The organism is Pseudoalteromonas sp. 0303 (assembly GCF_013349995.1).
Lineage (GTDB): Bacteria > Pseudomonadota > Gammaproteobacteria > Enterobacterales > Alteromonadaceae > Pseudoalteromonas.
Genome location: NZ_JABVXF010000002.1, coordinates 63342 through 77083 on the forward strand (window position 1 = coordinate 63342; position 13742 = coordinate 77083).

Here is a 13742-nt window from a genome sequence, read left to right on the forward strand (position 1 = left end):
ACTAAATAGTCAATAAAAAAGCACCTGATGGTGCTTTTTTTGTATCTATATATCGAACCTTAGTCCGGTATCTTGTTTAATTTTTTCGATCACCATATAGGTGTGATGCGTACCTACCCCTGGGATATCAACTAAATCCCCCAGCACTTGGCGGTATTCATCCATATCAGACACTCGTACTTTTAATAAGTAGTCATAGCCACCAGCAACCATGTCGCATTCAACCACTTGTGGAATATTTAAAATATATTCACGAAAGACTTTAAATACCGATGTATTCGAGGTCACTAACGATACCTGCACATGTGCTAACAAGCTCTGGTTAAGCTTTGCTTCGCTAAGCTTTGCGTAATAGCCTTCGATGTAGCCTTCTTGCTCTAAACGTTTTACACGATCTAGACACGGGCTTGGGCTCAGATTTACCTGTTTTGCGAGGTTTACGTTCGATATTCTGCCATTTTTTTGCAGAGCGTCTAAAATTGCTAAATCGATGCGATCTAACATGCGTAATCTATTCGGACTGGTCATAACAGAATTTTATGCGGCTAAGTTAACGGTATGCCCTGTAAATTATCGTAAATCGAAAAATTTAACCAGCATATTCTGCTGGATTTTAATTAGAATGCACGAATTATATCAATGGTAAGAAATGCAATAAGTTCATTTCTAGACTCCACATACCAGAGGGTTACATATGCTATTTAATGGCGATTTGACAACTGAATGTCCAATTAGACAAAAGATCCGTGATTTCTACCGTATTGACGAAAATGCGGTTATTGATCATATTTTGCCTTTGGCTGAAGTAGGCGTGAAAGCGCGTAGCCGAGCGTGGGAACGTGCTCGTCAAATGGTTTTAAATATCCGTCGCGATCAGGATGGTCAAAGCGGTGTAGATGCACTATTAAATGAATTCTCACTTTCAAGTGAGGAAGGCGTTGTATTAATGTGTCTTGCAGAAGCACTATTACGTGTTCCAGATAAAGAAACACAAGAGTCACTAATTCGTGACAAACTTGCTAAAGGTGACTGGAGCTCGCATTTAGGTAGCAGCGATTCTTTATTTGTAAACGCCTCTTCTTGGGGTCTGTTAGTAACCGGTAAAATGGTTAACTACAGCGACAAGTCAAAAGAGCAGCAATTCGGTGTTCTTAAGAAAACAATTGGTCGTTTAGGTGAGCCTGTTATTCGTAAATCTGTGAACTTCGCGATGAAGATCATGGGTAAGCAATTCGTTATGGGTCGTACTATCGACGAAGCAATTGAACGTGCAGCCGATAAAGAGCAAAAAGGCTACGTATACTCATACGATATGCTAGGTGAAGGCGCACGCACAATGAAAGATGCAGAGCGTTACTTCAACAGCTACATGACAGCTATCCACGCGATTGGTAAAGCAGCAAATGGCCGTGGTCCAATCAAGAGCCCTGGTATCTCAGTTAAAATTTCTGCAATTCACCCACGCTATGAGTTCACACATCGTGAACGAGTTATTGCTGAAATCGTACCTAAGTTAAAAGAACTTGCACTTGCAGCGAAAAGCTACGATATCGGCTTTACTGTTGATGCTGAAGAAGCTGACCGTTTAGATATTTCTTTAGATGTTATTGAAGCGGTATTCAGTGATGACGATTTAGGTAACTGGAACGGCTTTGGTTTAGCAGTTCAAGCATACCAAAAGCGCGCTATTTTTGTTGTTGAGTGGGTTGCAGAGCTAGCTCGTCGCGTTGGTCGTAAACTAATGGTTCGCCTTGTAAAAGGTGCATACTGGGATACAGAAATCAAAACCACTCAACAAGATGGTTTAGATCATTACCCAGTATTTACACGTAAAGCGACCACTGACGTTTCTTATAAAGCCTGTGCTATCAAATTACTTGAAGCACGTGATGTACTGTACCCGCAATTTGCTACACACAATGCCTACACTGCAGCAACAATCTTAGAAGTTGCAAAAGGTGATAACGAAGGTTTTGAATTCCAACGCCTACACGGTATGGGTGAGTCGTTATTCGACCAAATCGTAACCCAAGAGAAAATTCAATGTCGTGTTTACGCACCAGTGGGTCAACACGAAGACTTACTTGCCTACTTAGTACGTCGTTTATTAGAAAACGGTGCTAACTCGTCATTCGTTAATGCGATTGTTGATACGACTAAGCCTGTTGAATCACTATTACCTGACCCTGTAGAAACACTGCAAGGTTTACGTAACAAGTACAACACGCAAATCAAGATGCCAATTGATTTATATGGCGAAGAACGTGCTAACTCAAAAGGCATGGACTTAACTGATATCAACGTAATTACACCATTTAAAGAAAACCTTGATACCTGGTTTGATGAGCACCGCATTGAATTAAGCGATGTGCCAGAAGGCTCTCTTCCTGTGAAGAACCCTGCAAATCACAAAGAAATCATTGGTCATGTGAAACTACAATCTTCTGACGAAATGACTGCTCTTTTAGAGAATGCAGAAAAAGCATTTGAGTCATGGTCACAAACGCCAGTAAAAGAGCGCGCAAACTTATTACGTCGTGTTGCTGACATCTTAGAGCGTCACCACGATGAGCTTGTTGCTATCTGTATTAAAGAAGCTGGTAAAATTACCCAAGATGGTATCGATGAAGTTCGTGAAGCAGTGGATTTCTGCCGCTACTACGCAGCACGCGCTGAAGAACTTTCTGAAGATGAGCGCTTTGAAGCACGTGGTGTGATCTTATGTATCAGCCCATGGAACTTCCCACTTGCAATCTTCTTAGGTCAAGTAGCTGCAGCAATCGTGACTGGTAACACAGTTATTGCGAAACCAGCTGAGCAAACAAGCTTAATCGCACTTCGTGCAATTGAACTGATGCTTTCTGTAGGCTTACCTGAGCACGTTGTACAGCCAGTTATTGCCCGTGGTAGCGAAGTAGGTAAAACCATCGTTCCTGATGAGCGTATTCAAGCTGTTATGTTCACCGGTTCTACAGAAACAGGGACTCTTATTTCGCAAACTCTTGCTGCGCGTAATGATATCCAAGTACCGCTTATCGCTGAAACTGGTGGTCAAAACTGTATGATCGTTGACTCAACCGCTCTACCAGAGCAAGTTGTTGACGATGTGATCAGCTCTGGCTTCCAAAGCGCTGGTCAACGTTGTTCTGCACTACGTGTACTGTTCTTACAAGAAGACGTTGCTGATGGCATCATTGAGATGCTAAAAGGCGCTTTAAAAGAACTTCATGTTGGTGACCCGTCATTGCTTTCAACAGATATCGGTCCTGTTATCGACGAAAAAGCACTGAAAAACTTAAATGACCATGTTGAATACTTAAAAGGTAATGCAACTCTTCACTATGAGTGTGCGATTCCTGATAACAGCGAAAATGGCGCATTCTTCTTTGCTCCTCGTCTTTACGAGATCAAAGACTTATCTGTGCTTAAACGTGAAGTATTTGGCCCGTGTGTGCATATCATTCGTTTCAAGGGCACAGAGCTTGATAACGTAATTGATCAAATCAATGGCACTGGCTTCGGTCTGACCATGGGGATCCACTCACGTATCGAAGAGCGCTGCGAATACGTAGCGAAGATGTCACGTGCAGGTAATGTTTACGTCAACCGTAATATGATTGGTGCGATTGTTGGCGTACAACCATTTGGTGGCCGTGGTTTATCAGGCACAGGCCCTAAGGCCGGTGGCCCTAACTACTTACAACGTCTTGTGAAAGAAAAAGCATCACCAGATAACGTACAAATGACAAACCTAACACCTGATGAGCTAGATACTCACCACTACTCAGGTGCAGCTGAGCAAGTTGCTAAGCTGATGGAAAACTCATTACGCGATGAGAAAATCTGGCGCTCAACACCACTGAACGACCGAGTTTCTGCTGTGCGTCAATTACTTGCAAAAGTAGCGACTGTAGAAATCATCGACGAGCTTGCGGATGACTTAGCATTAACGCTAGCTGATGCACGTGCACAACTTAACCGTCTTGAAAAACACATGCGTAAGCACACTGTGTTACCTGGACCTACGGGTGAATCTAACACTCTTCACTTAGAGCCTCGTGGCTGTGTGGTTTGTTATGCTGATAAGAGTACGTCATTTAACTTCTGGGCAATTTCGATTATCACAGCACTTGCTGCTGGTAACACAGTAATCACGGTTGCTTCTGAGTTATTCTTTGACGAAGCGGTTGCATTCAGAGACAAGTTTATCTCAACAGGTATCGCTGAAGGTGTATTCCAAGTAGCTAAACCTAATCAGTTACAAGCTATCTTGGCGCACCCTCACCTTGCAGGTGCGGTTGTTGCAGCTCGTTCATCACGCTTAGGCTACTTTAGCCAGCAGCTAGCACAACGTAAAGGTGCAATCCTGCCAGTGATCAGCTCTGAGTACTATGACACGCTAATCAAGCGCTTACTCACTGAGAAAACAATCAGTGTTGATACAACCGCATCAGGTGGTAACACATCACTAATGACCTTAGTTGAAGACGACGAGTAATCGTATAAGTTAAAGGAAATTAAACTTTCCTGAGCTACTTAAAAGCCCTCGCATTTGCGGGGGCTTTTGATTTTACAGATACCTTTTTACTATTCTTGTTTACCGAGCTACAAATTTTCTGCTAGTTTTATAGTAATGTATTCGACTAGAAGTAAAGGCTTTGAAAACACTCCCTATCAATCAACTTAAGCCCGGCATGTTTGTCCAAAGTGTGACAAAACAAAAAGGCAAGATCCGTATAAAAAACCAAGGTTGGGTAAAAACACAGGGAAGCATAGACAAGCTGATCAAGGCTGGCATCTTAGAAATAGCGATAGACCCAGACAAAACACTGACCTTAGACAGTGAGAATAAAGTGGTTGAGCAGCAACATAACCCGCAACCTGTTGGCGAGACTACCGCTTTTGATCCTTGGCACACCACTCACAGTGTGTCGGCAGAAATGGGCAAAGCAAACAGCTTATATAACGAAGCAAGGTCATTACAAAGCAAAGCCTTTGACGATATCCGCGATGGCAACAAAATTGATATAGCCCCTTTTAAAGAACTCGCAAGTGGCTTTATTGATTCGGTTTTTCGTAATCAAGATGCGCTTGCCTGTATCACGCGTATGCGTGAAAAAGATGCTTATCTACTTGAGCATTCAATCAATGTATCAATTTTAATGAGTATTTTTGCTAAGCACTTAGGTATTGAAAAAGCCATTATCGAAGAGCTTGCAACTGGTGCTCTACTCCACGATATCGGAAAAATAAATATTCCCGATGAGATACTCAATAAGCCTGGCAAGTTAACTGACGAAGAGTACCAAGCTATTCAAGACCATGCTCGTTTCAGTAAAGAAATTTTAGAGCAAGCAGGCTTGAGCGGGATTGCTGTAGATATAGCTGGGTTCCATCACGAACGCTTAGACGGCAGTGGCTATCCGTTTGGTAAAAGTGGTGACGAGATAAGCTTGTACGTACGCATGGCTTCGATTGTTGATGTGTATGATGCATTGACCGCTGAGCGGGTCTACAAAGCAGGCATGGAGCCAATTAAGGCGTTTAAGATACTTAAAGATGGCTGCCCAGATAGCTTTGACGGAGACCTAGTCACTAAGTTTATTCAGTGCATAGGTGTTCACCCAGTCGGCACCTTAGTAAAACTTCAAAGTCAAAAGTTGGGAGTGGTCACTCACAGTAACCCTACTAGTCCTTTAAAACCTCAAGTTAAAGTGTTTTATAACGCTAAACATGCACGCTATACCGAAGTGCAAGATATTGATTTGGCTAACAGCCGTTGTCACGATAGCTTAGAATCAGCAGTCAGGCCGAGAGACTTTAACATCGACCTGATCCGCTTTTTTAAGAGTGCGATTCTACCTTAGCCCTAAAATTTAGACTGGCTACTCAGGCCAGTCTTGTAATGCTTTTAACGTAAACTCATAGCCATCGTAGCTTAATAAGCTCTGCTCTGGAGTAATTTCAATCACAGATAACACACCGATGTTATCGCCTTCGTATAACTCACGCCCATTTAACTTGATCCAGCGCTTCGATGTTTCTGAAGCATAAATATGCGCTTGGTATTTAATGGTAGGAATAAGGCTTTGTAATGCATCAGGTAAGAGCTCAATTGGCTCTGCATAAGACGTATTTTTAGTGCTACGGGTAATATCAACACTGTGTTTGTTATCAACATCTTCAACCGCTTTAGCAAAAGCATCTTTCAATGTATCTGGCACATCTCTGAGCTCATCATTTGTTGATGATTGAGAGACTGGTTGAGTTGACTGACCATTAAGTGGCTTGCCGAGCACCTTGTATTTACTTAAATCAATACCATTACTGCTCATTTGCTGCGGATTGATTTGTTGCATTGGCTGCGAAAACTGTGGCTGTGACTGATACACTGGTTGATTTTGATACACAGCTTGCTGCTGGTACTGAGGTTGTACTTGATAACCCTGATTAGCATACACAGGGGCTGAGTTAACCGGAACTTGCACCCACTGATATTGCTGACCTTGCACTGGAACCTGCTGCATCATTTGTTGCGGTACAGATTGCTGCACTTGCCCTTGTTGCATCGCTGCTACTTGAGCTGGGTTATTAATCGTTTGCTGGAGTTGGCCTTGCGCTACTTGCTGTTGCTTAGCAGGTTGTTGTGTTTCAGGACTTGCCTGAGCCTCAGTGGTAACGTTTTCAGTGGTTTCATTGCTGTTATTAACAAGCTTTGGCTGCTCAGCAACAGGTTTAGTTTGCTGTAACCATTTACCAATCGAAAACCCTGCCATAAGCGTTAATATAGCCGCCAGTAATAGCCCAAATGAAAAAGCTAAGCGGCGATAGCGTGTTAATTCTTGCTGTTGTTTGAGCGCAAGTGCGGCTTGGTCATGATCAACTGCAGTTTGTGCGTGCTGATCAGCTTGTTTAATTGCATCTAGTAATAATGACATAAATGGACACTCGTTATATTAGGTAGGATAAACCAATACCCATTCCTAATACGGCTAAAAATGAAACTGGGTAGAGCCAAACATAACTCGGCTCTTTATTTGCTACAGCAACAGGAGTACTGGTTGGCGGCAGTGCTTCTGCGGCTGAGCGCATCACAAGTTCGCTGTCGATACTCAATTTTTGCTGTGAAAATGCCCCCACTAAACAGCGCTCACATAATAAGTTGATTAATCTTGGTACGCCTTGAGTAACTTGATAAATCGCTTTTAACGCATCCCCAGAGAATAAAGCTTGCTCTGTGCCCGCTTTAAACAAACGATGCTTAACATAGGCAAATACTTGCCCTTCTGTCAGTGGCAATAAGTGATAGCGCGCAGTAATACGCTGAGCAAGTTGTCTTAATTCAGTGCGTTTTAGTAACTCTTGCAGTTCAGGTTGCCCTACTAAGACAATTTGCAGCAGCTTTTTATGATCTGTTTCGATATTGGTTAACAAGCGCAGCTGCTCTAGCACATCAGGTGCGAGTAATTGTGCTTCATCAATAATTAAGATGGTGTGACCGCCCGCTTGATTGTTTGCCTCAAGGTGCTTTTTAATCACATCAGTAAGGGTCTTCAAAGTCGCATTAGTACTGTCATACTCAATCTTTAATTCGTCACAAATACTGGCAAGCAGTTCAAGCTGTGACAAAGCCGGATTATGAATTTGTGCCACTTGGGTGTTTTCAGGTAACTGCTCTTGCAAGCTTCTAGTTAGTGTTGTTTTACCTGTACCCACTTCGCCTGTTAATAGAACGAAACCACCCGCTTCACCTAATCCATAGGTAAGGTGCGCTAATGCCTCTTTATGGCGTTCACTAAGAAATAAATACTCAGGATTTGGGGCAATCGAAAAGGGTTTTTCTGACAAGCCAAAATAGCTTAAATACACCGTGTTATTCCTTGCGTTTAAAATCACGGTCTATAATGGCAAAAAACATCGCTACTTAAAACCTTGTTTACATTTTATTGGCTAAATAACGTAAAATAGCGAAAAGGCAAAATTATAGGTGTTTTATGCAGGTTTATTTAGTCGGTGGCGCAGTCAGAGACGCCCTACTTGGTCGTGACGTTAAAGAGCGCGATTATGTGGTAGTTGGTGCAACGCCTGAACAACTTATCAACCTAGGCTATCAACAAGTTGGTAAAGATTTTCCGGTATTTTTACACCCACAAAGTAAAGAAGAATATGCGCTAGCGCGCACTGAGCGAAAACAAGGTCAAGGTTACACTGGCTTCATTTGTGATTTCACGCCAGATGTCACATTAGAGCAAGACTTAATTCGTCGAGATCTCACCGTAAATGCCATTGCTCAAGCTCAAGATGGCAGCTTAGTTGACCCTTTTTCTGGCCAACAAGACCTTGAAAATCGTGTATTACGTCATGTCTCCGATGCCTTTAGTGAAGACCCTCTACGCATATTACGCGTAGCGCGTTTTGCTGCTCGTTATCATTACCTCGGCTTTACTATCGCCCCAGAAACCAAGGCGCTTTTAATTGATATGGTCAAAGCCAAAGAGCTAAACACACTAACTGCTGAACGCGTTTGGTTAGAATGCGAAAAATCCCTCAGTGATGGCGCATTTTGCGAGTTTTTAAATGTGCTTGCCAGCATTGGCGGCCTGCATGTAATCAGCCCTGAGCTTGAAAGTAAATGGTGTGATGAGCTTTACCATACCTTACAAGCTCGCTTTGCCTATGCGAATAAACTGCAAGTTAGTGACACTGCGTTATTATTTAGCCAAGTTACCTTAGCGCTTTCAAGCGACGAGATAAAAGCGATAGCTAGTAATATACGCTTACCTAATGAAGTGCGCGATTTAGCGCTATTTAGCCAAACACATCAAACAACGTTAAGTGCAGAAAAACCATCTAGCGAGGCCGTTTTTGCCTGCTTTAACCAACTTGATTTATGGCGTCGTCCTGAACGTTATGAGCAAGTATTAAAGGTGTTAGAGATAAGCCAGCAACAGCCAGTAGCCCGCTATGACTCTTTAGTAAATGCAGCCACACAAGCACGAGCAGTCAACCCGCAACAGTTTATTGCACAAGGTATTAAAGGCGCAGAAATTAAAACCGCGCTTGAGCAAGCGCGGTTAGAGATTATTAAAGACTACTTTTCGTAGCGCACCAAACGCAAATAAACATCGGACGTTTTTGCGTGAAGGCTGTTGATGCCTTTATCAAATTGATACACCCAAGCTAGATCAGTGCGACTGATCCCTGAAGTGCTACTCCAATAGTTTTGCAGCTTAGTCGATAAAAATGCGTTTTCATTGATACTAGGCTGCACGCAACTATGCTCTAAAATACTTGCTAACTCTTTAACATTTGGTACATGCCAATCGCTGTAATCAGCAAAGGTTGCATTTTCAGCCCCGCGTAAAGCTTCGCCCCAAGTAAGTTGCTGGCTAGTACCCTCACAGGTATCTGTGTCACTATCATAGCTTTGACCAAACGTACAACGTTGCCACATAAGACCCGTTTCGCTATCACTTACTGTGCCATCTTCGTTTATTAGAAAACGGCTATCAGGTGTCGTTTCAGTGACTTCGCTATAACATACCTGCGCAGCGGCAAAACCCGATTGCAGAGCAATAACGGTAAGTGCTGTAATTAAAGTTAACTTTCGCATATTACTCTCCCGGCGTTCTAACTAAGCGCACAAAGGCGGTATTACTTTTTGGATATGCTAAGTCATTAGCACTACTCATATCGATAATATAAGCTTGCGATAAACTCGTACCATCTGCCGCTGTTTGCGAAGTCCAATAAGGCATGAATGAACTGCTACCGCTGCTTAGCTGAGTATCACTTGGTTGATTAGGGAAGAAATCACTATTAAGTAACGTAGACTCACCTTGCTTGGCATAATCTAATAACCCTAATAATTCGGTGTAAGTTGGCACACGCCAATTTGTACCACCGCAAAAATCGCTGCTATTCACATCATTAATGTAAGTTTGCAGGCCACAGTCACTGGTGCTTGGGCAAGTAGAGCTCGCAGCCCCTTGCACACTGCCTGTTTGCACACCACTTGAGCCATTTAAATACCAGGTATAATGGTTTGTAGCTGCACGATCGGCTGTCGACGGTGGTAATGTTGAACTGGTTTCTTTTACTTCCCAAATAAGGCCCGTGACATTATCGCGTACACAACTAAAGCTGATCGCATCATCAGGGAGTTCGTCGGCATATTCGTTCATTTTAGTAAAATCAAACGCTAAGTCGCCCTGACCTACTTTATCTAGTTGGTTTGCGACACTATCACGACCTACATCGGCATCTTGGCTTGGGAAATCTTCGCTGTCACAGTTAATTTTTTGTGAGTTGTTATAGCAATCACTCATGCCTGTATCGTTAATTAAACCAAGTGGTTTTGGGCTAATATCGATAATCACAGTATCTGTGTCGCTTCGCGATTTACTGTCTGTCACGGTAACGTCAAAACTCAGCTCAGAATCGGTATCAACATCAGGGGCTACAAACGTCGTGACGCATTGGTTCTGATTTGCCAAGGTCACGGTTTCGCCTGTTAATTGCTGCCAAAAACATGATTTTGTTGCCGTCACAATTTCACTATTGCTGGCATCAAGGGTTACGGTATCAAACTCGATAACCTGTTGATCTTCGCCTGCATCCGCAATGATTACTTCAACGGTTTTGTTTAAGGTAAACGACGCCTCAGTGCTTGCTGAGCCACCTTCATCATCCGTTACAGTTAAACGCCATGTCATCGCTGTATTTGATTCAAGTAGTGGGTGAGTAAAGCTAATGGTTTGATTGTTGTAGCTGTCAGCCGTTAAATCAGGGCCATCAAGTTGAGTCCACAAGTAACTGTCAACTGAGCCATTTTCATCAATATCAGCAGACTCTTCGCCACTTAATGTAATAACATCATTATATTGCGATGGTAACTCTTCAGGAGCTGTTTGCGAGATCACTGCAACAGGCAGTTGGTTATTTGATGTAATAAAAATACTAACCTGATCGGAAACAAGTTGCCCATCGGTTTGATAATTCACTTTTAAAACAAGTTCAGAGTCGAGTTTAATATCAGGCGCGGTAATGGTTTGTTCAGCACCCTCTGCAGGGAACCCTTCTAGTGCGGGGCCACTGACTCGCTCCCAAGTAAAGGTGCCATCAGCTGGTGAGCCTTGGGCAGAGACAGTAAATTCACTTTTTTCAATAATTTGCTGATCTGAGCCTGCATTAACTGTTGCTGCCACTGGATTCGAATCATTCGAACCACCACCGCCGCCACAGGCTGTTAATGTCGTTAATGCAACTAGGGTAAGAGGCACTAATCTCATGTTTACCACCTTAAAATGCAAAGTCGGTCATGACCGACTGCCAAATAAGCTAATAACAAGCAATTAAAGTGCCAGAGTCAGGGTTATAAATAACTTTCTTGATGAATACGAACGAAGAGCTTAGTGCCTATTTTACTGTAATCAACTTTGTACTCTCTGCCATCTAAGGCTTGGATAAACAACAAACGCTTTTCTTCTGCAAATACATCTGGGCTTGCTACATACACCATCTCTAAGTAGCGCTCTTTGGCTTCACGACGGTTTTTTGGCAGGTCTTCTTTAAACGGCTCTAAACCATTTTGAGTAACTTTAATGCGTGGGTGGTTCTCACCATTCACAACCACTAAGTCGAGTTTTTTATCTTTATGTATAATTGTGTTTCGACCGCTTTTAATAAAAGAACGTTCTTGACTCATAGTCTTATCCTGCTACTTACTGCACCTAACTGCTTACTTTTTCTGTAAGCGAGTCTCAATAAACTCATTAGGGTTCAGTTTCCAACGATTTAAATCTGTACTAAATTGCCAAATATCAACATCAAGAACATTGGCTGGCAATAATAAATCGTATCCTGTTAACTGCCTTAAATGTTGCGTACGATTAGCAAACATGGCAATCAATCCTTTGTAAACCTGACCACTTGGGGCAGTGTAGTCCGTCTCTTCTATTAACCATTCTGATGGGCAATCACCATTTTTGCAATACTTTTGAATGACTTGCATAAATAAATGACGTTGCTCTATTAGTAATCGTCCGGCAATTCTCGGGGAAATCTGAGTTAAAAATTCATCTATGTTATTGAGTTTAATACCAACTGCGTTTAACTCAAGGTATTCTAAGCCCTGTTCCACTTTTGGTATACCACTATGATGAAAATTAGCACGATTTAGCTGCCAATTCCCAACCTTATGATGATAAATAAGTAAATTCTGAGTAAATACTAGGCTAAAGTATGGTTCTTGAGTTTTTAAAAAGCCAATAAAAATTGCCGCTATGCAGGTTGTGGCTAAAAAAATCTCAACAATGCTAATTTCACCGGGCCTCAATAGGTTAACTAGCATAATAATGATTAACCCAATACCACCAACAATTAAAAACTCACTGCCATGGCGGGATGCTTGTGCGCGCACTCTAAGTGCAGGAGGTTTCTTATCCATAAACAGAAAAGTAAAAAATAAACATCACAATTGTGACCAAAACTATCTTTCGGAGCGTTAAACAATAATTACATTTTGGCTCTTTACCCATACTAAAACCTCTCTTTTAGTCACAATAAAGGAACAAACTAGCCGAACTTTTAACTTTTACGCCAAATGCACAAATTTATGAGATACCTGACATACGGGGCACGTACTAATTTTGTACACTACACTCAACTAATTTTCTGGTAACACGATGATGTATTCTACACAATCTGGTAAAGCACTTTTTCCTTTTATTATTACCCTTTTACTAGGGTTATGTATTTATTTGTATTTACCTTCAAGCCAAGGTGAACAAAGCAACTTTGGCGACCGTGCAACTCAAGTGACAGCGCACACTGTTACAGCCGAAGAAAATGCTGTGCTAATAGAAGCAATTGGTAGTGCTCGTGCTAACCAAGCGATTTATATTCGCAGTGCACAAAACGACTATGTTACCGATATCTTTTTCAATGATGGCGACTTAGTTAGTAAAGGTCAAAAGCTGGTTCAATTGCAATCTCAAGAAGAAGAGTTAGCAGTTAAAGAGCTAAGTATTAATTTACGTGAAGAACGCCGTCAACTTGAACGCCTTACTGAGCTATCTCGCTCACAGGCTACGGCTAAATCGTTACTAGAAGAGCAGCTATCTCGCGTTGACGCAACCGAAGCACAACTTGAAAGCGCTAAAACAAAACTTGCCGAAATGACTATTAAAGCACCGTTTTCTGGCTTACTTGGTAAGCGCGAAATTTCAATTGGTACTTATGTTAGCAATACTACAAACATCACCACCCTTGATGATATCAGCATCATTAAAGTCGACTTTAAAGTACCAGAAAAATACCTAGCGCAATTACAGCTAGGAATGAAAGTAATGACACAAAACGATGCTTACCCAGATAAAACCTTTAACGGTAAAGTGACGCATATTAGCTCGCGTATCGATTCAGTCACTCGTAGCGTTGAAGTGACTGCAAGCTTTATCAATGAAAAAGGCCTATTACGCCCAGGCATGCTGTTAAATACAGCATTAGAATTAAGCTCAAACCAAGCGCTAATGGTACCAGAAAAAGCCGTCATTCCTCAGCAAGACAAACATTACGTGTTCCAAATTGAAGATGGCGTTGCTAACAAAGTCGAAGTACATGTGGCTGGTCGTCACAATGGCTGGGTAGCAATTGATAAAGGCCTTGAAAATGGTCAGCAAGTTGTGACTGAAGGCATCATTAAGATCCGTACTGGCAGCAAAGTAAGTATCAAGGGCTAA

General features: G+C 42.1%; 11 protein-coding genes. 4 read left to right on the forward strand and 7 right to left on the reverse strand.

The window, feature by feature from the left end:
- Window positions 1-45 precede the first annotated feature (45 nt).
- The gene (locus HUS62_RS02430) at window positions 46-528 is read right to left on the reverse strand and encodes a winged helix-turn-helix transcriptional regulator (RefSeq protein WP_054551119.1); all 483 of its coding nucleotides are present in this window, start codon (window positions 526-528) and stop codon (window positions 46-48) included.
- 166 nt (window positions 529-694) lie between these two features.
- Here HUS62_RS02430 and putA point away from each other — a divergent pair, with 166 nt between their 5' ends.
- Together putA and HUS62_RS02440 are read left to right on the forward strand one after the other, a co-directional pair.
- Window positions 695-4498: a bifunctional proline dehydrogenase/L-glutamate gamma-semialdehyde dehydrogenase PutA gene (putA, locus tag HUS62_RS02435; protein ID WP_175078430.1), complete on the forward strand. Its 3804-nt coding sequence runs from the start codon at window positions 695-697 to the stop codon at window positions 4496-4498.
- Between the two features lie 160 nt (window positions 4499-4658).
- Entirely contained in the window at window positions 4659-5867 is a 1209-nt protein-coding gene (locus tag HUS62_RS02440) for an HD-GYP domain-containing protein (protein WP_175078431.1), read from the forward strand.
- Between the two features lie 18 nt (window positions 5868-5885).
- Here HUS62_RS02440 and HUS62_RS02445 read toward each other — a convergent pair whose 3' ends face one another.
- Window positions 5886-6938, reverse strand: coding sequence for a general secretion pathway protein GspB (locus HUS62_RS02445; RefSeq protein WP_175078432.1), 1053 nt, complete (start codon window positions 6936-6938; stop codon window positions 5886-5888).
- A 13-nt stretch (window positions 6939-6951) separates the two neighbouring features.
- The gene (locus HUS62_RS02450; RefSeq protein WP_058585795.1) at window positions 6952-7869 is read right to left on the reverse strand and encodes an ExeA family protein; all 918 of its coding nucleotides are present in this window, start codon (window positions 7867-7869) and stop codon (window positions 6952-6954) included.
- A 125-nt stretch (window positions 7870-7994) separates the two neighbouring features.
- Between HUS62_RS02450 and HUS62_RS02455 the strand changes: the two genes are divergently transcribed.
- Complete coding sequence (locus HUS62_RS02455) at window positions 7995-9104, forward strand: tRNA nucleotidyltransferase (protein ID WP_175078433.1); 1110 nt, start codon at window positions 7995-7997, stop codon at window positions 9102-9104.
- On the opposite strand, the gene HUS62_RS02460 is transcribed toward HUS62_RS02455, so the two are convergent.
- The 4 genes from HUS62_RS02460 to HUS62_RS02475 all read right to left on the reverse strand — a co-directional run bounded on the left by HUS62_RS02460 (window position 9092) and on the right by HUS62_RS02475 (window position 12448).
- Window positions 9092-9613 carry a DUF1566 domain-containing protein gene (locus tag HUS62_RS02460; protein WP_175078434.1) on the reverse strand — a complete coding sequence of 174 codons (522 nt, stop codon included), beginning with the start codon at window positions 9611-9613 and terminating at the stop codon, window positions 9092-9094. The genes HUS62_RS02455 and HUS62_RS02460 overlap by 13 nt on opposite strands.
- A 1-nt stretch (window position 9614) precedes the next feature.
- The gene (locus HUS62_RS02465) at window positions 9615-11291 is read right to left on the reverse strand and encodes a DUF1566 domain-containing protein (RefSeq protein WP_175078435.1); all 1677 of its coding nucleotides are present in this window, start codon (window positions 11289-11291) and stop codon (window positions 9615-9617) included.
- An 83-nt stretch (window positions 11292-11374) separates the two neighbouring features.
- Window positions 11375-11707, reverse strand: coding sequence for a hypothetical protein (locus tag HUS62_RS02470; protein ID WP_175078436.1), 333 nt, complete (start codon window positions 11705-11707; stop codon window positions 11375-11377).
- Between the two features lie 33 nt (window positions 11708-11740).
- Window positions 11741-12448 carry a DUF2982 domain-containing protein gene (locus HUS62_RS02475; RefSeq protein ID WP_175078437.1) on the reverse strand — a complete coding sequence of 236 codons (708 nt, stop codon included), beginning with the start codon at window positions 12446-12448 and terminating at the stop codon, window positions 11741-11743.
- 241 nt (window positions 12449-12689) lie between these two features.
- Between HUS62_RS02475 and HUS62_RS02480 the strand changes: the two genes are divergently transcribed.
- Window positions 12690-13742, forward strand: coding sequence for an efflux RND transporter periplasmic adaptor subunit (locus HUS62_RS02480; protein ID WP_055198324.1), 1053 nt, complete (start codon window positions 12690-12692; stop codon window positions 13740-13742).

Excerpts from the sequence above, each read along its gene's own strand:
- HUS62_RS02430 (WP_054551119.1), bottom strand. The coding sequence starts at position 528 with ATGACCAGTCCGAATAGATTACGCATGTTAGATCGCATCGATTTAGCA.
- putA (WP_175078430.1), top strand. The coding sequence starts at position 695 with ATGCTATTTAATGGCGATTTGACAACTGAATGTCCAATTAGACAAAAG.
- HUS62_RS02470 (WP_175078436.1), bottom strand. The coding sequence starts at position 11,707 with ATGAGTCAAGAACGTTCTTTTATTAAAAGCGGTCGAAACACAATTATA.
- HUS62_RS02455 (WP_175078433.1), top strand. The coding sequence starts at position 7,995 with ATGCAGGTTTATTTAGTCGGTGGCGCAGTCAGAGACGCCCTACTTGGT.
- HUS62_RS02460 (WP_175078434.1), bottom strand. The coding sequence starts at position 9,613 with ATGCGAAAGTTAACTTTAATTACAGCACTTACCGTTATTGCTCTGCAA.
- HUS62_RS02445 (WP_175078432.1), bottom strand. The coding sequence starts at position 6,938 with ATGTCATTATTACTAGATGCAATTAAACAAGCTGATCAGCACGCACAA.
- HUS62_RS02480 (WP_055198324.1), top strand. The coding sequence starts at position 12,690 with ATGTATTCTACACAATCTGGTAAAGCACTTTTTCCTTTTATTATTACC.
- HUS62_RS02465 (WP_175078435.1), bottom strand. The coding sequence starts at position 11,291 with ATGAGATTAGTGCCTCTTACCCTAGTTGCATTAACGACATTAACAGCC.
- HUS62_RS02475 (WP_175078437.1), bottom strand. The coding sequence starts at position 12,448 with ATGGATAAGAAACCTCCTGCACTTAGAGTGCGCGCACAAGCATCCCGC.